This is a genomic window from Pelagerythrobacter marensis (assembly GCF_036700095.1).
Classification (GTDB): domain Bacteria; phylum Pseudomonadota; class Alphaproteobacteria; order Sphingomonadales; family Sphingomonadaceae; genus Pelagerythrobacter; species Pelagerythrobacter marensis_A.
The window spans coordinates 456,315-477,510 of the sequence record NZ_CP144918.1 but is presented as its reverse complement, the minus strand read 5'-3'; the positions used below and the strand labels follow the sequence as shown (position 1 = coordinate 477,510).

Annotated in this window: 21 protein-coding genes and 1 other annotated feature; of the genes, 14 read left to right on the top strand and 7 right to left on the bottom strand. The window is 67.9% G+C overall.

The window, feature by feature from the left end; all coding sequences use genetic code 11:
- Nucleotides 1–54: 54 nt before the first annotated feature.
- The 4 genes from V5F89_RS02175 to kynU are packed head-to-tail and all read left to right on the top strand — an operon-like array spanning nucleotide 55 to nucleotide 4,014.
- Nucleotides 55–1,530, top strand: coding sequence for an ABC transporter substrate-binding protein (locus V5F89_RS02175; protein WP_338446628.1), 1,476 nt, complete (start codon nucleotides 55–57; stop codon nucleotides 1,528–1,530).
- A gap of 17 nt (nucleotides 1,531–1,547) precedes the next feature.
- Nucleotides 1,548–1,955 carry a DUF4112 domain-containing protein gene (locus V5F89_RS02170; RefSeq protein ID WP_338446627.1) on the top strand — a complete coding sequence of 136 codons (408 nt, stop codon included), beginning with the start codon at nucleotides 1,548–1,550 and terminating at the stop codon, nucleotides 1,953–1,955.
- Nucleotides 1,956–1,990: 35 nt separating this feature from the next.
- A complete protein-coding gene (locus V5F89_RS02165; protein ID WP_338446626.1) occupies nucleotides 1,991–2,782 on the top strand; it encodes a tryptophan 2,3-dioxygenase in 792 nt (263 codons plus the stop codon).
- A complete protein-coding gene (gene kynU / locus V5F89_RS02160; RefSeq protein ID WP_338446625.1) occupies nucleotides 2,782–4,014 on the top strand; it encodes a kynureninase in 1,233 nt (410 codons plus the stop codon). The genes V5F89_RS02165 and kynU overlap by 1 nt, the downstream gene beginning before the upstream one ends.
- A 154-nt stretch (nucleotides 4,015–4,168) precedes the next feature.
- Here kynU and V5F89_RS02155 read toward each other — a convergent pair whose 3' ends face one another.
- Nucleotides 4,169–4,774, bottom strand: coding sequence for an HNH endonuclease (locus V5F89_RS02155; protein WP_338446624.1), 606 nt, complete (start codon nucleotides 4,772–4,774; stop codon nucleotides 4,169–4,171).
- A 136-nt stretch (nucleotides 4,775–4,910) separates the two neighbouring features.
- Here V5F89_RS02155 and gluQRS point away from each other — a divergent pair, with 136 nt between their 5' ends.
- From gluQRS to V5F89_RS02130, 5 genes are all read left to right on the top strand, one after another.
- A complete protein-coding gene (gluQRS, locus tag V5F89_RS02150; protein ID WP_338447486.1) occupies nucleotides 4,911–5,753 on the top strand; it encodes a tRNA glutamyl-Q(34) synthetase GluQRS in 843 nt (280 codons plus the stop codon).
- A gap of 16 nt (nucleotides 5,754–5,769) precedes the next feature.
- Nucleotides 5,770–6,000, top strand: a complete 231-nt coding sequence (locus V5F89_RS02145; RefSeq protein WP_338446623.1) for a hypothetical protein — start codon at nucleotides 5,770–5,772, stop codon at nucleotides 5,998–6,000.
- A gap of 19 nt (nucleotides 6,001–6,019) precedes the next feature.
- Nucleotides 6,020–6,589 carry a cob(I)yrinic acid a,c-diamide adenosyltransferase gene (locus V5F89_RS02140; RefSeq protein ID WP_338446622.1) on the top strand — a complete coding sequence of 190 codons (570 nt, stop codon included), beginning with the start codon at nucleotides 6,020–6,022 and terminating at the stop codon, nucleotides 6,587–6,589.
- 94 nt (nucleotides 6,590–6,683) lie between these two features.
- Entirely contained in the window at nucleotides 6,684–7,553 is an 870-nt protein-coding gene (locus V5F89_RS02135) for a 3-hydroxyacyl-CoA dehydrogenase NAD-binding domain-containing protein (RefSeq protein ID WP_338446621.1), read from the top strand.
- Between the two features lie 53 nt (nucleotides 7,554–7,606).
- Entirely contained in the window at nucleotides 7,607–7,945 is a 339-nt protein-coding gene (locus V5F89_RS02130; protein WP_338446620.1) for a hypothetical protein, read from the top strand.
- An 18-nt stretch (nucleotides 7,946–7,963) separates the two neighbouring features.
- On the opposite strand, the gene V5F89_RS02125 is transcribed toward V5F89_RS02130, so the two are convergent.
- The 3 genes from V5F89_RS02125 to mutS are packed head-to-tail and all read right to left on the bottom strand — an operon-like array spanning nucleotide 7,964 to nucleotide 11,430.
- Nucleotides 7,964–8,365 carry a DUF202 domain-containing protein gene (locus V5F89_RS02125; protein ID WP_338446619.1) on the bottom strand — a complete coding sequence of 134 codons (402 nt, stop codon included), beginning with the start codon at nucleotides 8,363–8,365 and terminating at the stop codon, nucleotides 7,964–7,966.
- Complete coding sequence (locus tag V5F89_RS02120; RefSeq protein WP_338446618.1) at nucleotides 8,343–8,768, bottom strand: hypothetical protein; 426 nt, start codon at nucleotides 8,766–8,768, stop codon at nucleotides 8,343–8,345. The genes V5F89_RS02125 and V5F89_RS02120 overlap by 23 nt, the downstream gene beginning before the upstream one ends.
- A gap of 25 nt (nucleotides 8,769–8,793) precedes the next feature.
- The gene (mutS, locus tag V5F89_RS02115; RefSeq protein ID WP_338446617.1) at nucleotides 8,794–11,430 is read right to left on the bottom strand and encodes a DNA mismatch repair protein MutS; all 2,637 of its coding nucleotides are present in this window, start codon (nucleotides 11,428–11,430) and stop codon (nucleotides 8,794–8,796) included.
- A 159-nt stretch (nucleotides 11,431–11,589) separates the two neighbouring features.
- Between mutS and V5F89_RS02110 the strand changes: the two genes are divergently transcribed.
- Nucleotides 11,590–13,854, top strand: a complete 2,265-nt coding sequence (locus V5F89_RS02110) for an NADP-dependent malic enzyme (protein ID WP_338446616.1) — start codon at nucleotides 11,590–11,592, stop codon at nucleotides 13,852–13,854.
- Nucleotides 13,855–13,934: 80 nt separating this feature from the next.
- Here V5F89_RS02110 and V5F89_RS02105 read toward each other — a convergent pair whose 3' ends face one another.
- Nucleotides 13,935–14,666, bottom strand: coding sequence for a hypothetical protein (locus tag V5F89_RS02105; RefSeq protein WP_338446615.1), 732 nt, complete (start codon nucleotides 14,664–14,666; stop codon nucleotides 13,935–13,937).
- Nucleotides 14,667–14,781: 115 nt separating this feature from the next.
- Nucleotides 14,782–14,835: a sequence feature (sul1 is cis-regulatory element that is thought to sense ions involved in sulfur or methionine metabolism; They are found in Alphaproteobacteria), on the top strand.
- A gap of 137 nt (nucleotides 14,836–14,972) precedes the next feature.
- Here V5F89_RS02105 and V5F89_RS02100 point away from each other — a divergent pair.
- The 4 genes from V5F89_RS02100 (at nucleotide 14,973) to V5F89_RS02085 (ending at nucleotide 19,013) form a co-directional block, all read left to right on the top strand.
- A complete protein-coding gene (locus V5F89_RS02100) occupies nucleotides 14,973–16,262 on the top strand; it encodes a cyclopropane-fatty-acyl-phospholipid synthase family protein (protein ID WP_338446614.1) in 1,290 nt (429 codons plus the stop codon).
- Nucleotides 16,263–16,323: 61 nt separating this feature from the next.
- Nucleotides 16,324–17,808: a SulP family inorganic anion transporter gene (locus V5F89_RS02095; protein ID WP_338446613.1), complete on the top strand. Its 1,485-nt coding sequence runs from the start codon at nucleotides 16,324–16,326 to the stop codon at nucleotides 17,806–17,808.
- 13 nt (nucleotides 17,809–17,821) lie between these two features.
- Nucleotides 17,822–18,673 (top strand): universal stress protein, encoded by an 852-nt coding sequence (locus V5F89_RS02090; RefSeq protein ID WP_338446612.1) that lies wholly within the window; start codon nucleotides 17,822–17,824, stop codon nucleotides 18,671–18,673.
- Between the two features lie 97 nt (nucleotides 18,674–18,770).
- Nucleotides 18,771–19,013 (top strand): TraR/DksA family transcriptional regulator, encoded by a 243-nt coding sequence (locus V5F89_RS02085; protein WP_338446611.1) that lies wholly within the window; start codon nucleotides 18,771–18,773, stop codon nucleotides 19,011–19,013.
- Between the two features lie 87 nt (nucleotides 19,014–19,100).
- On the opposite strand, the gene V5F89_RS02080 is transcribed toward V5F89_RS02085, so the two are convergent.
- Nucleotides 19,101–20,315 carry an MFS transporter gene (locus V5F89_RS02080; protein ID WP_338446610.1) on the bottom strand — a complete coding sequence of 405 codons (1,215 nt, stop codon included), beginning with the start codon at nucleotides 20,313–20,315 and terminating at the stop codon, nucleotides 19,101–19,103.
- A gap of 146 nt (nucleotides 20,316–20,461) precedes the next feature.
- The gene (trmB, locus tag V5F89_RS02075; RefSeq protein ID WP_338446609.1) at nucleotides 20,462–21,163 is read right to left on the bottom strand and encodes a tRNA (guanine(46)-N(7))-methyltransferase TrmB; all 702 of its coding nucleotides are present in this window, start codon (nucleotides 21,161–21,163) and stop codon (nucleotides 20,462–20,464) included.
- Nucleotides 21,164–21,196 lie beyond the last annotated feature (33 nt).

The window sequence follows — 21,196 nt, the reverse complement described above, 5'->3', positions numbered from 1 at the left end:
CAGTGCCGTTCTTCTGCGCTGACCTGACGCCTCTTGCCTGCTAGGCAGGCGGCGATGCGTCTCTCCAATCCGATCGCTCTCCTTTGCGCCGCTCTCGCGCTCGTGCTTGCCGGGTGCAGCGGCGGGGGCGACGACCTGGTCCGCGTGGTCTTTATCGGCGAACCCGGCGAACTGGAGGAGAGCGGCCTGCGGCTTTCCCCCGCCGGCCAGCACTTGCGCGCAGCCACGGCCGAAGGACTGGTCGCTCTCGACGCTTCGGGCGGGGTCGTCCCGGCGGTGGCGGAGCGGTGGGTCGTCACCGACGACGGCCTGAGCTACATCTTCCGCCTGCGCAATTCGGCATGGGACGACGGCGAGCAGATCGAGGCGGAGGAGGTGCGCGACGAGCTGCGGACGGTGCTCCGCCGGCTGCAGGGCACCTCGCTCGGGCGCGATCTCGCCAAGATCAGCGAAGTCCGGGCGATGACCGGGCGAGTGGTCGAAATCCGCCTGACCAGCCCGCTGCCCGACCTCCTGCAAATCCTCGCCCAGCCCGAACTGGGGCTGCGCCGCGGCGGGGCGGGGATGGGGCCGATGGCCGCCAGCCGCACCGAGGACGGCTGGTTGCTCGAGCCGCGCCCGCCCGAAACCCGCGGGCTGCCCGAAGATCCCGACTGGGACGAGCGTATCCGCCAGGTGTTCGTGCGCGTCCTCCCGGCGCGAGAGGCGGTCGCCGCCTTCGATGCGGGGCAGGCCGATCTCGTGCTCAACGGCACGCTGGCCAATCTGCCGCTTGCCGATGTCGGTGCGCTCTCGCGCGGGACCGTCCGGCTCGATGCCGCGCTCGGCCTGTTCGGCCTGCGCGTGCGTTCGGACGAAGGGCTGCTGGCCGATGCCGCCCGGCGCGAGGCGCTGGCCATGGCGATCGATCGCCCGCAATTGTTGCAGCCGTTCAACATCGGCGGCTGGGTCCCGACCACGCGGATCGTCGCGCCGGGCCTGCCCGACGACATCGGAACGATCGACGAGCGCTGGAGCGACCTTTCGCTGGAGGAGCGCCGCGCGCTTGCCGCGCGCCGTATCGCGGGCTGGCTGGGCGAGGGGGAGGGGCGCATCGCGCGCGTCACCCTGGCTCTGCCGCCCGGCCCCGGGTCGGACCTGCTGTTCGCCCGGCTGGCGGACGATTTCGCCGCGATCGGGGTCGCGCTCGACCGCGTCGACGACCCGGAGCAGGCCGATCTCGTTCTGGTCGACCGCGTCGCGCGCTACGGCGCGGCGCGATGGTTCCTCAACCAGTTCGCCTGTCCGCTGCGCGGCGGGCTCTGTTCGCCGGAGGCCGACGCCCGCGTGGAAGAGGCGCTTTCGGCCCAGAACGCCATCGTGCGCGCCGCGCTCTATGCCGAGGCGGAGGCGGAACTGGCCGCGAGCAATGTCTATATCCCGATCGGCGCGCCGATTCGCTGGTCGCTGGTGCGCGGCGGCGTCCAGGGCTTCCAGGAAAACCGCTGGAGTATCCATCCCTTGCTCCCGCTCGCCATGCGTCCCATCTAGCGGGCAAGGAGAATGCGATGAACCGGCCCCGCCCGATGGCTATCGAACTGCCCACTGGAACCGATCCCCAATCGATCCGCCGCCGGATCGAGACGATGGAGCATTTGCTGGAGCGCAGTTTCCGCATCCCCGGGATCAACTATCCGGTCGGCCTCGATTCGATCGTCGGGCTGGTTCCGGTCGTCGGCGACGTGATCGCTGCGGCGATGGGCGCCTACATCGTGTGGGAAGCGCGCAATCTGGGGCTGCCCAAGTGGAAGCTGTGGCGCATGGCCGGCAATATCGCCTTCGACACCGCGATCGGCGCCATCCCCCTTGCCGGCGACGCGTTCGACCTCGTGTTCCGGTCCAACACGCGCAACCTGAAGATCGTGCGCAAGCATCTCGACAAGCATCACCCGGCGACGCGCGTGGTCGAGGGGTAGTTTCGCTCGCAATCGGTTCGCGTTATGGCCGCGGCATGGCCCGCGACGTCACCTATTCCTCCTATCTCGATCTCGACCGCATCCTGGCGGCGCAGCACCCGGTCTCGGGCGCGCACGACGAGATGCTGTTCATCATCGTCCACCAGGCGAGCGAGCTGTGGCTCAAGCTCTGCCTGCACGAGCTGGAGGCGGCGCGCGACTGCATCGGCGAGGATCGCCTGCGCCCGGCGTTCAAGATGCTCGCCCGGGTGGCCCGCGCGCAGGGGCAGTTGATCCAGAGCTGGGACGTCCTCTCCACGATGACGCCGCACGACTATTCCACCGTGCGTCCGCATCTCGGCAATTCGAGCGGGTTCCAGTCGGCCCAGTACCGGATGATGGAATTCCTCCTCGGCGGGCGCAATCCCGACATGGTGACGATGCACGAGGCGACGCCCGACGTGGCCGCGGCGCTGCGCGCGGAGCTGGACCGGCCCAGCATCTATGCCGAAACGATGCGCCTGCTTGCGCGGCGCGGTTTCGCAATCCCCGACGCGGTGCTGGAGCGCGACCATCGCCTGCCGTGGGAACATTCGGCCGATGTCGAGGCGGCCTGGGCCGAAATCTACCGCGAACCCTCGGCGCACTGGGACCTCTACGAGCTGGCCGAGAAGCTGGTCGACCTCGAATACCATTTCCAGCGCTGGCGCTTCGGCCATCTCAAGACGGTGGAGCGGATCATCGGGTTCAAGAAGGGGACCGGCGGCACGCCGGGCGTGCCCTATCTCGAAGGCGTGCTGAAGCAGGCGTTCTTCCCCGAACTCCTCAGCGTCAGGACGGCGATCTGATGCTGGACGACGCCCGCGCGCGCGACGCCGCCGATCCCCTGCGCGAATATCGCGCCCGCTTCGCCCTGCCCGACGGGGTGATCTATCTCGACGGCAACTCGCTCGGCGCGCTGCCGACGGCCACTGCCGAGCGGATGGCGCAAGCGATCCGCGGCGAATGGGGCGAAGGGCTGATCCGCAGCTGGAACAGCGCCGGCTGGATCGACCTTCCCCGGCGCGTCGGCGGCAAGATCGCCCCGCTGATCGGCGCGGCGCCGGACGAAACGATCGCCTGCGACAGCACGTCGGTGAACCTGTTCAAGCTGATCGCCGCCGCGCTCCGTATGCGGCCGGGGCGCAAGGCGATCCTGTCCGAGCCGGGCAATTTCCCGACCGACCTCTACATGATCGCCGGGCTGGAGGCGCAGGGCCTTGCCGAACGCCGCCTCGCCCCGCGCGACCGGCTGGCCGAGGCGCTGGACGGCGACGTCGCGCTGCTCCTGCTGACCCACGTGCACTACAAGACGGGCGAAGTGTTCGACATGGCCGCGCTCACCCGTGCCGCGCACGCGGCCGGGGCGCTGGTCCTGTGGGACCTGTCGCACAGCGCCGGCGCGGTTCCCGTCGACCTGAACGGCTGTGTGCCCGATGGGGAGGGGGCGGATTTCGCGGTCGGCTGCGGCTACAAGTATCTCAACGGCGGCCCCGGCGCGCCCGCCTTCGCCTATGCCGCGCGGCGCCACCACGCGGCGCTGGAGCAGCCGCTGACCGGCTGGATGGGCCACGCCGCGCCTTTCGCCTTCTCCGACGATTATGCGCCGGCGCCGGGCGTGGAGCGCTTGCTCGCCGGCACTCCGCCGATCCTCGGCCTTGCTGCGCTGGAGGCCGGCGTCGAGCTGATCGCGGAGATCGGCATCGAGCGCCTCGCCGCCAAGTCGCGTGCGCTGTCCGAATTCTTCCGCATCGGCCTCGACCGCCTCGGCATCGAACTCGACCTCGTCAGTCCGACCGACCCCATGCAGCGCGGCAGCCAGCTCTCCTTCCGCCACCCGGAAGCCTATGCGATCTGCCAGGCGCTGATCGCCCGCGGCGTCATCGGCGATTTCCGCGACCCCGACATCCTGCGCTTCGGCTTCGCCCCGGCCTACGTCGCGTTCGAGGATGTCGCCGAGGCGGCGCGGCATCTGGCCGAAGTGCTCGAGACCGGCGAATGGCAGCGCGACGAGTTCCGCGAGAGGGCGGCGGTGACGTGAGCGTTGGAACAAGCCCTCTCCCCTTCAGGGGAGAGGGTTGGGAGAGGGGGAGTCGCGCAACCGCCCCCTCTCAACTCCGGCTAGGCGCTTCGCGCCAAGCCTGCGTATCTCTCCCCCGAAGGGGAGAGAGTATGAGAAGGGTCGCAACCTGCTCTCACTCCTCCAGCTCGATGTCCCAGTAGAGCCAGTCGCGCCAGGTTTCGTGGAGGTAGTTCGGCGGGAAGGCCTTGCCGCGTTCCTGCAATTGCCAGCTGGTCGGGCGGATCGGGCTGACCGCGGGCATATGCGCCTCGCGGGGCGTGCGGCCGCCCTTCTTCATGTTGCACGGCGCGCAGGCGGTGATGATGTTTTCCCACGTCGTCTTGCCCCCCTGGCGGCGGGGCACGACGTGGTCGAACGTCAGGTGGTCGGGGCAGCCGCAATACTGGCAGGTGAAGCGGTCGCGCAGGAACACGTTGAAGCGGGTGAAGGCCGGAAATTCGGATTGCTTCACATATTGCCGCAGCGCGATCACGCTGGGGATCTTCATGTCGAGCGAGGGCGAGTGCACTTCGCGCTCGTATGTCGCGACCACGTCCACCCGGTCGAGGAAGATCGCCTTGATCGCGGTCTGCCACGGCCACAGGCTCAACGGATAATAGGACAGCGGCGTATAATCGGCGTTCAGGACAAGCGACGGGCAGGCCGACAGGTTGCGTGTCGGGTCTTCATCGGCGCTCCTGAACCGCGCCGCGCGCTCGATCAGTTCAGCCCTGAACATTGGTCATGACACGTTCGCGTGTCCTCCCTTATGCCGTGATGGGAGCACTTGCGGCAAAAAGCGTCAAGCCTGTTACACAATGCGAATCCACAAGCTTTTTGCGCGAGTCGCGGCTTTCGAGTCACAAAGGTGCCCCCTGGTCACTACCCGCTTTGCCCCCAGTCCGAACGGTTCGCTCCACCTCGGCCATGCTTTCTCGGCCGTTACCGCGCACGACCTCGCACAGGCGGCGCAGGGGCGGTTCCTGCTGCGGATCGAGGATATCGACGGCGCGCGCAGCCGGCCGGAGCTGGCGGAGGAATTCCGCGCCGATCTCGCCTGGCTCGGCCTCGAATGGCGCGAAGTCGCGCCCCAGTCGGCCCGGCTCGACAGCTATGCCGCGGCGGCCGCGCGGCTGCGGGCGGAGGGGCTGCTCTATCCCTGCACCTGCACCCGGGCGGAAATTGCCGCCAGCGCGACGCGCGCGGGGCCGGAAGGGCCGGTCTATCCCGGAACGTGCAAGGGCCGGCCGGTTCGCGATGTCGCGGGGGGCGAGGGCGCACCGGTCGCCTGGAGGCTGGACGTTGCCGCCGCGCTCGAACGCACCGGGCCGCTCGAATGGGTCGATGCGCTGGCGGGCCGGCAGGCGGTCGACCCGGCGCGGCTGGGCGATGTCGTGCTGGTGCGTAAGAACGAGCCGGCCAGCTATCACCTCGCCGCGACGCTCGACGATGCGGCGGACGGGGTGACGCTGGTCACCCGCGGGCGCGACCTGTTCGCGGCGACCCATGTGCACCGCCTGCTCCAGGCATTGCTCGATCTGCCGGTGCCGACGTGGCACCACCATCCGCTCCTGATCGAAGACGCGACCGGCACCAAGCTCGCCAAGCGGCGCCACTCCCCCTCGCTGGCGGACCGGCGCCGGGCGGGCGAGGACGGCGCGGCGATCGCGGCGGCCTTGCGCCGCCAGCGCTTCCCCGCTGGCATTTCGCTCGGCTAGCGCCTACATCGTGGCCATGACCACTTTTCTCGTCATCGTCCTCCTGATCCTCGTCGCCCTGGTGGTGTTCTCGCTCGTGCGGGGGATCATTGCGTTCCTGAAAAGCACCAAGATGGACCTGGAGCGCGAGGATACCGGCACCGCCAGCGAGATGCAGCTGATGCAGAACAAGATGATGTTCGCCCGCATCAAGTATCAGGCGCTTGCGGTCGTGGTCGTGGCGGTCCTGCTCGCGATCGCCAACTGACGCGCGGGCCTTCGCGCTTATGGTCAAGCTCAACAGGATCTATACCCGCACCGGCGACGACGGCACGACCGGCCTCGTCGACGGTTCGCGCACGGCCAAGCATTCGCCGCGCATCGCCGCGATCGGCCGGGTGGACGCGGCCAACAGCGCGCTCGGCCTGGCTGCCGCGGCGCTCGCCGGCGGGCCCCATGCCGAAGCGATCTATCGCATCCAGAACGACCTGTTCGATCTCGGCGCCGATCTCGCCACGCCGGGCGAGGATTTCGAACCGTCGGACATGGTGCTGCGCGTCGTGCCGGCACAGGTCGAGTGGCTCGAGCGCGAGATCGACCGGCACAACGAGACGCTCGAGCCGCTCAGGAGCTTCGTCCTGCCGGGCGGCGGCGAGGCGGCGGCGCGCGTCCATGTCGCGCGCGCGGCGGTGCGCGAGGCGGAGCGGGCGATGACCGCCCTGGCCAAAAGCGAGCCGGTCAATCCGGCTGCGCTGGCCTATATCAACCGCCTGTCGGACCATCTCTTCGTGCTCGCGCGCGTGCTCAACGACAACGGCGCGCGCGACGTGAAATGGGCCCCCGGCGCCAATCGCTGACCTTCGCGGTGCCGGGCCGGGCGGGCGGCTCTAGCCAGGGCTGACGCCAGAGGTTACGAGGCGCCCGTGCTGCAACTGCGAAGGACGTGTGCAAATGCAAAAGGTGGCGATCGTCGGGGCGGGCCAGATGGGCTCGGGAATCGCGCAGACCGTGGCCGGGCACGGGATCGATGTCCTGCTCGCCGACGTGGAGCTGAGCCTTGCGGAAAAGGCGAAAGCGGGGATCGGGCGCGCGCTGGCCCGGCTGGTCGACAAGGGCAAGGTCGAGGCCGCCGATGCCGAGGCCGCGCTGGCGCGGATCGCCCCGGTCGCCGGCTACGACGCGATGGCCGACGCCGACCTGATTATCGAGGCTGCGACCGAACGCGAAGACATCAAGCGCTCGATCTTCGAAGCCGCGGGCGAAGTGCTGGGCAGCGAAGCCATCCTCGCCAGCAACACCAGCTCCATCCCGATCACCCGCATGGCCAACTGGGCGCCCGATCCGGCGCGCTTCATCGGGCTGCATTTCTTCAACCCGGTGCCGGTGATGGGCCTGATCGAGGTCATCCCCGGCCTCGCCACATCGGACGAGACGACCGCGCGTATGCGCGCCTTTGCCGAAAGTCTGGGCAAGGAAGTCGTGCTGAGCCAGGACGAGCCCGGCTTCGTCGTCAACCGGATCCTGCTGCCGATGATCAACGAGGCGATCTGCGTCCTGGGCCAGGGCACGGCGAATGTCGCGGATATCGAAAAGGGGTGCCGCCTTGGCCTGAACCATCCGATGGGGCCGCTGCAGCTGGCCGACTTCGTCGGGCTGGATACCTGCCTGGAAATCATCAAGGTGCTCCACGGCACGACCGGCGATCCCCGATATCGCCCGGCACCCCTGCTGGTGAAATATGTCGAGGCGGGCTGGTATGGCCGCAAGACGGGGCGCGGGTTCTACGACTATTCGGGCGAGGAGCCGGTCCCGACGCGCTGAACCGCGGAACGCGCGCCGCCCGCCGTCCGTTGGCCCTGCGAAGGAGAATTCGCATGACCGACAAACCGGTGAAGAGCCAGGAAGAGCGCCAGCGCGACCTGGCGCCCGAAATGCATAACGACGAGCAGGACGATCACCGCGCCCAGGCGCAGGAGATCGCGGAGGACGCGCGCGAGCCGGCCGGCGTCAGTCCGACCGAGAGCGAAAAGGACGACAATTCCAGCGATCTGATGAACGATTCGACGCAGGACGTGGTCGACCGGATGCGCGACATGGAAAGCTCGGGCCGGATCGATATGGGCGCCTATCGCGGCGAACCCAATCACGACGACAACGTCGACAAGTACGGCAAGCCGCGCAAGCCCGATGGGCTTCGCGGCGACGGAACCTGATCGCAACGAAAGCGACCCTCAGCCATCCGTCTTCGCGAGACTGCCGTCGTTGAGCACCCACAGCCCGGCGATCAGGATCGCCGCGCCCAGGACGACGGCATAGGCGAGCAACCGGAAATCGGGGATGGTGGCGCGCTCGAACTCGTGCGAATCGAGGCGCGCAAGCGTTCGACTGGCGCGGCGCTGGGCGGAAAGGGCCAGCACGCCCCCGGCCGCGATGAACAGCGTCGCGATCGCTTTCGCGAGCCATGGCGGTTCGAATTCCCCGAACAGGACGCGGAACGCCAGGCCTATGCCGATCGCGGCGAAGGCCGTGCGAATCCACCCGGCGAAAGTTCGCTCGGTCGCCATGATATTGCGGTCCTCGGCGAAGCGGGTCCGTTCGGCCGCAAGATCGTTAGAGTCCTTCTCCTCCGTCATTCGGCACGACGATAGCCGTTTCTCCTTCCGCTTCAAACACGGCCCCGCCGTCCGGCTCCCGCTCGTGGACGATCATGGGGGGCGAATCGAAGCCTTCGGCATCGTCGACGAGCGCATCATCGGGGAAGAATTCGATCGCGTCGTCGAAGCCGTTGTCCGGGTTTTCGTCGAAGCTCGGCACGGGCGCGGCGGGCGGGCGCGAAACGAGGCCGGGCGGCGGTGCCAGCTCGGCGGCGGGGACTGGCCTGTCGCCTGCTCGTGCGCGCTGATCCGCGGCGCGTTCGGTCAGGCGGCTCAGCACGCCCTCTCCCTCTTCGTCGCCGACAAGCGCGATCGCCGCGATGATGACGAGCAGGGCGAGCGCGATCGCTGCCCACTTGTTGGTGAACGGATTGGCGTTCATGATGCGCGACACTAGGCGCGAAAGCTTAAGGCTTGGTGGATGCGGCCTCGTGCTTGAGGCGATAGAGCGTGTCGAGCGCCTCGCGCGGGGAAAGCGCGTCGATGTCGAGCGTCTGGAGCTGCTCGCGCAGCGTGTCGCGGCGCTCCTCCTCCACCGCGCTCGCCGCTGCGAACAACGGCAGATCGCCCAGCCCCGCGGCAAGGCCGCCGGTCTCGGCGCGGCCTTTCTCCAGCCGCTCCAGCACCGAGCGCGCGCGGGCGACCACCCCGTCCGGCACCCCCGCGAGGCGCGCCACCGCGAGGCCGTAGCTGCGATCGGCGGGCCCTTGCGCCAGTTCGTGCAGCAGCACGAGATCGCCCTTCCACTCGCGCGCGCGGACGTGATGGAGGCTCAGCGCCTCGCAGGTTTCGGCAAGGCGCGCCAGCTCGTGATAATGGGTGGCGAACAGGCACCGGCAGCGCAACGTCTCGTGGACCGCCTCCACCACCGCCCAGGCGAGGGCGAGGCCGTCGTAAGTGGAGGTCCCGCGCCCGACTTCGTCGAGGATCACGAAACTGCGTTCGGTCGCCTGCGCCAGGATTGCTGCGGTTTCGACCATCTCGACCATGAAAGTCGACCGCCCGCGTGCCAGGTTGTCCGATGCGCCCACGCGGCTGAACAGCCGGTCCACCAGGCCGATCCGCGCGCTTGCAGCGGGCACGAAACAGCCGGCCTGGGCCAGCAGCACGATCAGCGCGTTCTGCCGCAGGAAGGTCGACTTGCCGCCCATATTGGGGCCGCCGATCAGCCACAGCCGGTCGTCGTCGTCGAGCCGGCAGTCGTTGGCGACGAACCGCTGATCCGCCTTCGCCAGCGCGGCCTCCACCACCGGATGGCGCCCGCCGGCGATTTCGAGGCAGCGATCCTCCACGATCTCGGGCCGGCACCAGTCGCCTTCCGCCGCGCGTTCGGCATTGCCGGCCGCGACGTCGAGCCGCGCCAGAGCCGCGGCGGTCTGCGCAATCGCCTCGCGCCGTTCCGCCACCGCGCCGGTCAGCTCCTCGAAATGCGCCTCTTCCGCGGCGAGTGCGTGGCCGCCCGCCTCGGCAATACGCGCGGCTTCCTCGTGCAGGCCCAGCGAATTGAACCGCACCGCGCCGGCCATCGTCTGGCGGTGGGTAAAGCCGCTGTCGGGCGCCATCAGCGCGTCGGCGTGCTTGCTCGGCACTTCGATGAAATAGCCGAGCACGCCGTTATGCCTGATCTTGAGCGCGGCGATTCCGGTCTCTTCGCGATAGCGGCTTTCCATCGCGGCAATGGCCCGGCGCGCATTGCCGGAGGTCTGCCGCAATTCGTCGAGCCCGGCGTCGTAGCCTTCGGCGATGAAGCCGCCATTCTGCCGCTCGGTCGGCGGTGCGGGGACCAGCGCGCGCTGGAGCAGATCGACCAGCGCGCCGTGTCCGCCCAGCTGCGGCAACAGTGTGTCGAGCAGGGCCGGGCGGTCGGGCCGCGCCTGCAGGTGTTCGCGGATCCGCCGCGCCTCGGCCAGGCCGTCGCGCACTTGCCCCAGGTCGCGCGGAGAGCCGCGCCCGGCGACGATCCGCCCGAGCGCGCGCCCGATATCGGGCAGGGCGCGCAGCACTTCGCGCAGCTCGGCGCGCAGCAGGGGATCGGCATGGAGCCAGCCGACCAGCGCCAGCCGCGCCTCGATCGCGCGGCCGTCGGTGAGCGGCGCCGACAGGTCTTCCGCCAGTTGCCGCGCGCCGGCGCCGGTGGCGCAGCGATCGACCGCCGCCAGCAGGCTGCCCTCGCGCCCGCCCTGCTGCGAGCGGACGATTTCCAGGCTCGCCCGGGTCGCCTCGTCCATCGCCAGGGTGGCCTCGCCCGCGCGCACCTCCGGTGGGAGCAGCAGGGGCAGTTTGCCCCGGCCGGCGTGGTCGAGATAGGCGATCAGCCCCCCCGCCGCGGCCAGCATAGGCCGGGTGAAAGCGCCGAACCCGTCGAGCGTGGCGACGCCGTGAATGGTCTGCAGCCGTTGCTGCCCTGCGTCGCTGGCGAAATCGCCGCGCGCGCGTTCGATCGCTTCGGCCGGGCGTTCGCCCCATTCGGCGGGCCAGTCCTCCGGGATCACGATCTCGCTCGGCCCCAGGCGCGCGATCGCCGCGCCCAGCCGTTCGGGTGCGCATTCTTCCAGCGCCATGCGCCCGGTCGAGATGTCGACCGCGGCAATGCCCGCCGTCCCGCGCAGGTCGCAGACCGCCGCCAGCACGTTGGCGCGGCGCGGTTCGAGCAGCGCCTCTTCGGTCAGCGTCCCGGCGGTGACGAAACGCACGATGTCGCGTTTCACCAGCGCTTTCGACACGGGCGAGCCTTCGCGCCGGGCGCGCTCTTTCGCTTCTTCCGGGGTTTCGACCTGCTCGGCGATGGCGACCCGGCATCCCGCGCGGATCAGGCGGGCGAGATAGCTTTCCGCCGAATGGACCGGCACCCCGCACATCGGCACCGGTTCCCCCCCATGCTCCCCGCGCGTGGTCAGCGCGATGTCGAGCACGCCGGCCGCGGTGCGCGCGTCGTCGAAAAACAGCTCGAAGAAGTCGCCCATGCGATAGAACAGCAGGCAATCGCCCGCCTCGCGCTTCAGCGCGTGGTACTGGTCCATCATCGGGGTGCTCTTGCCCGCCATCGTCTCGGGCCTAGCCCCCGCTATGGCGATTCGGAAAGAGCGGGCCCCGCGCCTTTCCCCTACCGCTCGCGCGCCTAGTGTGGTTTAGGGCCGCAAATCGGGCTTCGACCCCGGGCCTCCCGCGCCCCACTACCGAGCCGCAGATCAGGAGACGACAACTTGGCCGAGGAAAAACAGGCGAGCTTCACCGCGCGCGAGGCGCTGTTCTACCACGAGACGATTCGCCCCGGTAAGATCGAGATCGTCGCCTCCAAGCCTATGGCGACTCAGCGCGACCTCAGCCTGGCCTATTCGCCCGGGGTCGCGGCGCCGGTGGAGGCGATTGCCGAAGACCCGGCCAATGCCGCGCGCTACACCGCGCGGTCCAACCTCGTCGCCGTAATTTCCAACGGCACGGCGATCCTGGGCCTCGGCAATCTCGGCGCACTCGCTTCCAAGCCGGTCATGGAAGGCAAGGCGGTGCTGTTCAAGCGCTTCGCCGACGTCGATTCGATCGACATCGAACTCGACACCGAAGATCCGGAGAAGTTCATCGAGGCGGTCGCGCTGATGGAGCCGACGTTCGGCGGCATCAACCTTGAGGATATCAAGGCGCCCGAATGCTTCATCATCGAGCAGGCCCTGCGCGAGCGGATGAACATCCCGGTCATGCACGACGATCAGCACGGCACCGCGATCATCGCCGCGGCGGGGCTGATCAACGCCTGCCACCTGACCGGCCGCACGCTGAAAGACGTGCGCATGGTGGTGAACGGCGCGGGCGCCTCCGCGCTGGCCTGCACCGCGCTGATCAAGGCGATGGGCGTGCCGCACGACCAGGTGACCGTGTGCGACAGGTCGGGCCCGATCTATCGCGGCCGGACCGATTCGATGGACCAGTGGAAAAGCGCACATGCCATCGACACCGATGCGCGCAGCCTGGAGGAGGCGCTGGAAGGGGCCGACATCTTCCTGGGCCTTTCCGCGGCCGGTGCGCTCAAGCCCGAATGGGTCGCGAAGATGGCGGACCAGCCGATCATTTTCGCGATGGCGAACCCGGTGCCCGAGATCATGCCCGACGACGCGAAGGCCGTGCGCCCCGACGCGATCATCGCTACCGGACGCAGCGATTTTCCCAACCAGGTCAACAACGTGCTCGGCTTCCCCTTCATCTTCCGCGGCGCGCTCGACGTGCAGGCGACCGCGATCAACGAGGAGATGAAGATCGCCGCCGCGCGCGCGATTGCCGAACTGGCGCGCGAACGCGTGCCGGACGAGGTCGCCGCGGCCTATGGCAAGAGCCACGCGTTCGGCACCGACTACATCATTCCCGCCCCGTTCGATCCGCGGCTGATGGAAGTGGTCTCCTCCGCCGTGGCGCAGGCGGCGATGGACACCGGCGTCGCGCTGGCGCCGATTGCCGACATGGACGCCTATCGCCTGTCGCTGAAGGCGCGGCTCAACCCGACCACGGCCGCCCTGACCAACACTTACGAGGTGGCGCGCAACAACCCCAAGCGAGTGGTTTTCGCCGAAGCGGAAGAGGATGTCGTCCTGCGCGCGGCCATCCAGTTCCGCGATTTCGGCTACGGCACGCCGGTGCTCGTCGGCCGGACCGAGAAAGTGCGTGAACGGCTGGTCGAGCTGGCAGTGGACGATCCCGACGAATGGGAAATCCAGAACTCCGCCGATTCCGAATTCGTCCCGCAGATGGTCGATTTCCTCTACCAGCGGCTGCAGCGCAAGGGGCGGACGGAGCGCGACGTGCGCCGCCTGGTCAACCAGGAACGCAACGTGTTCGCCGCGCTGCTGGTTGCGCTGGGTCACGGCGACGCGATGATTTCGGGGCTGACGCGGACTTTCTCGCAAACCGCGCGCGAGGTGAACCTCGTGCTCGATCCCAAGCCGGGGCAGGTGCCCTTCGGCATCCACATGATGATCGGCAAGAACCACACGACCTTCCTGGCCGATACGACGATCAACGAGCGGCCGACGGCCGAGGAACTGGCCCATATCGCGCGCGAGACGGCGGCGGTCGCCCGGCGCATGGGGCACGAGCCGCGCGTGGCCTTCCTGTCCTATTCCACGTTCGGCAACCCGCCGGGGCAATGGCTGGGCAATATCCGCGATGCGGTCGCGATCCTCGACGCGGAAAAGCCCGGCTTCGAATACGAAGGCGAAATGGCGCCCGACGCGGCGCTCAATCCCAAGGTGATGGAACTCTATCCTTTCAGCCGCCTTTCGGGGCCGGCCAACGTGCTGATCATGCCCGGCCTGCAATCGGCCAACCTGTCGGCCAAGCTCCTGCGTGAAATCGCCGGCGATGCGACGATCGGCCCGATGCTGATCGGTATGGAAAAGCCGGTTCAGATCGCCCCGATGACCGCGATCGCGCCCGACGTGCTGACCCTGGCCGTGCTCGCGGCGGCCGGCGTGGTGGGCTGACCGCCGGGCCGGCCGGGGGGCGCCGTCGCACGGTCGGAAGAGTTTGGGCCCCGAGAGATTCCCGAGGGCCCGGAGATCGCTCAGCGCGCCGCGGTTCGACCCTTGCGCCCGAGATAGACGAGATTGAAGGCTGGCTCGTCGCGATAAGGCGTCTCGAACTCGACGCGCTCGACGTGCACGTTTTCAAGGCTGTGCCGCATGGCATCGACGAAGGCGGCATCCTCCGGGTCCGTCGACCACAAGGCGAATATGCCGCCGGGCACGAGGCGCTGCGCGAGCGCGGCTATCGCTTCCGCACGGTAGAAACCGGCGCTGCCCGAATCGATGAAATGGGTTGTCGAATGATCGATATCGATGAGGATCGCATCGTGCCGTCGCGCGGGATCGGCCGGTACGAAACCCGCGGCGTTCACCGCCATGTCGAAAAAATCGCCGTCCAGCAGCCGGCAGCGGGGATCGCCGGCCACCGCCTCTCCCAAGGGCAGGAGCCGGTCGCGGTGCCATTCGATCACTTCCGGGATCAGTTCGATCACGGTCAGTTCGGCAACCCGCGGATCGCGCAGCGCCGCTGCGGCTGTGTAGCCGAGACCCAGCCCGCCGACGACCACATCCAGCCGATCGCCCCGGGTTTGCGCCAATGCCAGCTCGGCCAGCGCAATTTCGCCTGCGACGAACCGGCTCGACATCAGGTAACCGTCGTTCAGCTTGATTTCCCAGATGTCGGCACCGTCCGCGGTCAAGCGCCTGCGACGCAGGGACAGCTCGCCGATGGCAGTCTGGCGGAAGGCAATTTCTTCGAACAATGGCACCATCGCGCGACCCTAGTGCAATCGCTTATACTGGGCGAGACCATTGAGCATGCCGCGGACGAAGTTGCGAAAAATGCAGTTGCTATTCCCGAATTTCGCTCATAGCCGACTTGCATCCGCTGGACCCGGCCGTGCCGGGTGGCTCGGCCCGGCGCCTATCCCCGGGACAACCATATACCGGACGGAGCGGAGCGCGGTTCGAACCGCGTCGCTCGACACGTCTTTCATTTCATCTGCAGCACTTCATGCAGCGCCGCTTTGCTCGCCGCGCTGCCATCGTCGTGCTCGGCCAAAATGGGGGTATCGATCATGACAAGCACCTTTGTGCCCGAAGAACCGACCGGCTCGCCATCCGGCGCGGGACGATCCAGCCAAGCGGGACCGGCTTTCGTCCATCCGCCGCGCCCTCTGGCGGCATTGATCGATCGCACGATCAGGAAGGGGAACCTTTCGTTTGTCGACAGCCGCACCGGCGAACGGCTCCGCTTCGGCGACGGCACAGGCCCCGGCGTGGTCGTGGGCGTCACGGCGCAGGGCGCCGCGCGCATAGCGGCCAACCCCGACCTTGCTCTGGGCGAGGCTTACATGGACGGTTCGCTGAGCGTGGTGGAAGGCGACATCAGGGGGTTGTTCGCGGTCATCTTCCGCAATCCGGAAGCGGCGGCAGTTTCGCGCCCGACCGCCGGTCCGCTGAAGCTGCGCCTCCTGCGGGCCTTGCGCCAGGCGAACGATCGCGCCACCTCCCGCCGCAACGTCGCGCATCATTACGACTTGTCGGCCGATCTCTATCGCCTCTTCCTCGACGAGGACCTCCAGTACAGCTGCGCGTACTTCGCCCGTCCCGATGCCACTCTCGAGCAGGCGCAACATGCCAAGAAGCAGCACCTGATCGGCAAGCTGCTGCTGGAGGACGGCCAGTCGGTGCTCGACATCGGCTGCGGGTGGGGCGGAATGGCCCTGGAAATCGCCCGTTCGGCCGATGTCGATGTCCTGGGCGTGACTCTCTCCAAAGAACAGCTCGCGATCGCTTCCGAGCGCGGACGCGGCACCAGGGCGCGCTTCTCGCTGGCCGACTATCGCGATGTCTCCGGCACGTTCGACCGGATCGTTTCGGTCGGCATGTTCGAGCATGTCGGCGTGCCGCACTACGACGCCTTCTTTGCCACGGTGGCCCGCCTGCTTTCCGACGACGGCGTGGCCGTGGTGCACTCCATCGGCCGCAAGGACGGGCCGGGTCTGACCAACCCGTGGATCGCAAAGTACATCTTCCCGGGCGGCTATATCCCCGCCCTGTCGGAAGTGCTCCCGTCCATAGAGCGCGCCGGACTGTGGGTGACCGACATCGAGATTCTTCGCCTGCACTATGCCGAGACCCTGCGCCACTGGTTCGAACGGTTCATGGAACGCCGGGAGGAGGCGCGGCGGCTTTACGACGAACGCTTTTGCCGCATGTGGGAGTTCTACCTCGCATGCAGCGAATCCGCCTTTCGCGCGCAGGGCCACATGAATTTTCAGATACAGCTCGCCAAGCGCGTCGATACGGTGCCGCTTACCCGCAATTACATGACCGATCACGACCGGGCTGTCGCCGCAGCGTAAACCGCCCCGTACAACCGTTCACCCGGCCACTGCCCGGCCGTCATCGAAGTTCAGGACCATCATGCCCAACTTGCAAACGCTGAAGAGAGAGTGGCTGTCGAACCCGCGGGGCGACATCCTCGCCGGCACCGTCGTCGCCCTCGCGCTCATTCCCGAAGCGATCGGCTTTTCGATCATCGCCGGGGTGGACCCGCGCGTGGGGCTCTATGCCTCGTTCTCGATCGCAGTGATCATCTCGCTGGTCGGTGGACGACCGGGGATGATCTCGGCATCGACTGCGGCCATCGCGGTTCTCGTCGTACCGCTTGTCCGCGACTACGGCGTGGACTATCTGTTCGCGGCCACGATCCTGATGGGCGTGCTGCAGATGATTGCCGGATTGCTGCGGCTGAACGTGCTGATGCAATATGTGTCCCGTTCGGTCATCACCGGCTTCGTCAACGCGCTGGCGATCCTGATCTTCATGGCCCAGCTGCCCGAGCTTATCGGGGTCCCCTGGATCACCTATCCGCTCGTCGCGGCGGGGCTCGCGATCATCTACCTGTTTCCCTATCTGACCAAAGTGGTCCCTTCGCCGCTGGTATCGATCGCGATCCTTACGGCGGCGGTGTTCTACACCGGAATGGACGTGCGCACGGTCGGCGACATGGGCGACCTGCCGTCCTCGCTGCCGGCGTTCCTTGTTCCCGACGTGCCGTTCACGTTCGAGACGCTGCGGATCATCTTCCCCTTCTCGCTCACCATGGCCGCGGTCGGCCTGCTGGAATCGATGATGACCGCGCAGATCGTCGACGATCTGACCGATACGCCTTCGGACAAGCAGCGGGAGATGAAGGGGCAGGGGATCGCCAATTTCTTCACCGGCTTCCTGGGCGGCATGGGCGGCTGCGCGATGATCGGTCAGTCGGTCATCAACGTGAAGTCGGGCGGCGAGACGCGCCTGTCCACTTTCGTTTCCGGCGTCTTCCTGCTGTTCCTGATCGTCGTCCTGGGCCCCCTGGTGGCGATCATCCCGATGGCCGCGCTCGTCGCGGTGATGATCATGGTGTCGATCGGCACGTTCTCCTGGCGTTCGATCCGCGACATCCGCCATCACCCCTGGCAGTCTTCGGTGGTGATGGTGGTCACGGTCGTCATCGTCGTGTGGACGCACGACCTGGCGCAGGGCGTGCTCGCGGGCGTGATCCTCTCCGGGCTGTTCTTCGCCAGCAAGGTCAAGCGCCTCTTCACCGTGACGTCGGAGCTGGCCTCCGACGGCCTCACCCGTTTCTATGCCGTATCGGGGCAGGTTTTCTTCGCCTCGTCGGAGAGCTTCGTCTCCTCCTTCGATTACAAGGAAGTGCTGGACCGCGTCGTGATCGACGTGTCAGATGCGCACTTCTGGGACATCTCGGCGATCGGCACCCTGGACAAGGCGATCCTCAAGTTCCGCCGCGAGGGCACTGCGGTCGAGGTGGTCGGGCTCAACGAAGCCAGCGCTTCGATGGTGGAACGCTTCGCCACCCACGACAAGCCTGGCGCCGGGGAGCAGCTCGGTGGGCATTGAGAGAGGGAAAGGCATGAAACATATTCTCGCCTGCATCGACGCTTCGAGCTATGCGAACAGCGTCTGCGACTATGCTGCCTGGGCCTCGCAACGTCTTCAGCTGCCGGTGGAGCTGCTGCACGTCGTGCAGCGCGCCGATGCGGTGTCCGCCCGCAGCGACTTGTCCGGCGCCATCGGTCTGGGCGTCAAGACGAACCTGATGGAGGAGCTGGTCGAACTGGAGGCGAGTGCCACGAGGCTCGAAGTCGAGCGGGGGCGCGCCCTCCTCGCTGCCGGCGAGAAGCGCCTGCGCGAAGGCGGTGCTTTCGACGTGCGGACGCTCCACCGCCACGGCGGGGTCGTCGAAACGATCCTGGAGCGCGAGGAGAACGCCCAGGTCGTGATTGTCGGCAAGCGCGGTGCCGATCACGAGTTTGCGGCCGAACACATCGGGTCCAAGATCGAACGCGTGGTGCGGGCCAGCGCGCGCCCGGTGTTCGTCGCGTCGCGCCAGTATCGCGAGCCGCGCAACGTGGTTCTTGCATATGACGCGAGCCCTGCTGCCGAGCGGGCGCTCGCGCGCCTGGTCGCGCTGCCGACTTATGCGAGGCTTCCGGTCCACCTCGTCATGGCCGACACCGACAATGCCGCCCATCGTCGCGCGCTGGACGAGGCGGCCGGCCGCTTGTCCGAAGGGCGCGAGGTGCTAACGACGCTCGAGAAGGGCAAGCCCGAGGCGGTTATCGCCGGCATCGTCGAACAGACGCCCGACGCCGTGCTGGTGATGGGCGCATACGGCCATTCGCCGATCCGCACCCTGATCGTGGGAAGCACCACCACGGCCATGATCCGCACCGTGCGCGTGCCGGTGCTGCTGGTGCGGTGAGATGGCGCGGCAGCACGATCGTTTTCGGGAGCTTCTGCTTGCCCGGCGGGAGGAGCTTCGCGCCGAAGACCGCAGAGGCGAAGCCGACCGGGCGCCCGTGACCCTGGATCAGGAAAGCGTTGGCCGGCTCTCGCGGATCGATGCCATGCAGGTCCAGGCGATGGCGCTGGCGCAGCAGCAGCGCCGCCGGGTCGAGCATGCGGCGATCGAGGCTGCCTTGCGCCGCATCGACGAGGGGGAATACGGGTATTGCATCAGGTGCGGCGAGGACATTGCCCCGGCCCGCCTGGAGCATAGCCCCACCGTCACGACCTGCATCGACTGCGCGAAGGAGACGTAAGTTTCCGAAGCACCGCGCGGGGGCCTCCGGGTAGGCGGGAGCGCGGGGCAGGCCCTATCTTCCGCCGCGGCAAAGGCGCCGAAGGCGTCAGGCAGAGCCCCGGCGATCGGTCACTGCGCGCGCCGCCAGAAACAGGCCGTAACTGGCCGCGACGCTCCACCCCGCCATCCAGTAAAGCTGCGTGGGCAGCGCGATCCCGCGGTCGATCAGCGCGCCTGTCAGGCCCGGGCCCAATGCGGTGGCGAAGACCATCGCGGCGACCACGACCGCGCGCACCGAGCCGAGATGGCGCGTCCCGTAAACCTCTGGCCAGAGGGCGCCCATCATGGTGGAAGTCATGCCGTAGCTGACGCCGAACATCACCATGAACAGATAGACGCCCCAGGGCGCCTCGATGCTGGCCGCGGCCAGCGTGGCGAAAGTCAGCGGGACGAGGAAGAAAGGCAGCAGCCGGATCGCCCCGAACCTGTCGACCAGCTGCCCGGCGACAAGGCCGCATACGACCGTCGTTCCTGCCATGAGCGGGAAGGCCCCTGCGAAGGCCAGCGGGGGATAGCCGCGCAATTCGGTGAGGTGCGCCTGGTGGAAGAAGATCGTCGTCCCGATGAAGGCCGGTGCGAGCACGCCGGCGAGCATGACGTGGAAAACCGGGTCGCGCAGCACCTCCGGCCGCGTCCACTGCTGGATCTGCGCGGGGGCGTATCCGACCGGATCGTGTTCCGCCGGCACGCGGTCGACGCGGATGAGCAGGTAGATCGCGGGCAAGGCGGCGAGCAGGATCAGCGCCGCCGACACCAGCCATGCAAAGCGCCAGTCGCTCGCCAGCGCGACGACGGCGAACAGGATCGGCAGAACGGCCTCGCCCAGCTGATGACCGGGAACGACGAGCGAGATGGCCCGGCCGCGGTTGGCGTCGAACCATCGGCTGATTTCGGTGAGCGCGATATGGGTCATCATCCCCTGGCCCAGCAGCCGGAGAAGGTAGATGGCGAGCGCCAGGACCGGCACGACGGGTGCGATCGCCATCAGGACGCAGGCAAGCGCGAGCCCGGGCATGACCGCCAGGACCATGCGCGCGCCGCGCAGCCGGTCGACCAGCTGCCCCAGCCAGGGCAGCGTGGCCGCGCTGGCCAGCGTGCAGATCATGTAGATCATGCCGAATTCGCCGTCCGTCAGCGCGAATTCTTCGAGAATGTACCGCCCGGAAAGCCCGATGAAGAACGTCTGCCCGAAAGACGAGAACAGCGTCAGAAGCAGGCCGCCGGCAAGCCAGCGTGCGTTCCGGGTCAGAAAGCTCAGCATGCGGTTCCGGTTAGGCATACCGGTAACCTCCGGCAAACCATTTATGGCCCGGCGCTGCTCTTGGCGGCAGCGCGCCTCGCCGGGAAGACCGCGCGATCCGGCGCCGGACAAAAAAGTGCAATGGCTCTGCCGCGAAAGAGCGGCGATCAACGGCGCCGATAGCGGAAGTACCAGACCTCGTGCCCGTAGACCGCGCGCGCCTTGGCTTCGTAGCGGGTTTCGCACCAGCCGCCGGGCCGGTTCTCCCAGCTCGCGCGCCCGTCGACCTGCCACTCGAAGGCGTCGGTATGGCGGCGCATGACCGACAGGGCATGGCGCAGGTAAACGGGATGATCGGTGCCGAAGCGGAACTCGCCGCCCGGTTTCAGCTTGGCGGCGAACATTTCCACCGGGCCGTCGTTCATCATCCGCCGCTTGGCATGGCGGGCCTTCGGCCACGGGTCCGGGTGGAGCAGGTAGAGCATCGTCAGCGCCCCGTCGGGAATGCGGCGGAGGACCTCCAGCGCATCGCCCAGATGCAGCCGCACGTTGCCCAGCGCCCCGTCGCGCACGTGCACGAGTGCCTGGGCCACTCCGTTGACGAACGGCTCGGCCCCGATGAAGCCGTGATCGGGCAGCAGATCGGCACGATAGGCGAGATGCTCGCCGCCGCCGAACCCGATCTCGAAATGGAGGGGCCGGTCGTGGCCGAACAGCCGCTGCGCCGTTACCGGTCCCTCGGCGGGCACGGCGATTTGCGGCAGGAGGTTGTCGATCAGTTCGGCCTGGCCCTTGCGCAGGGGCTTGCCCTGGCTGCGGCCGTAGAGCCGGTTGAGAGTCGTCGGATCGCCGGGCTTGTTCGCGGTCATGCTTGGGGCGAATACATCATTCGCTTTCGGCCT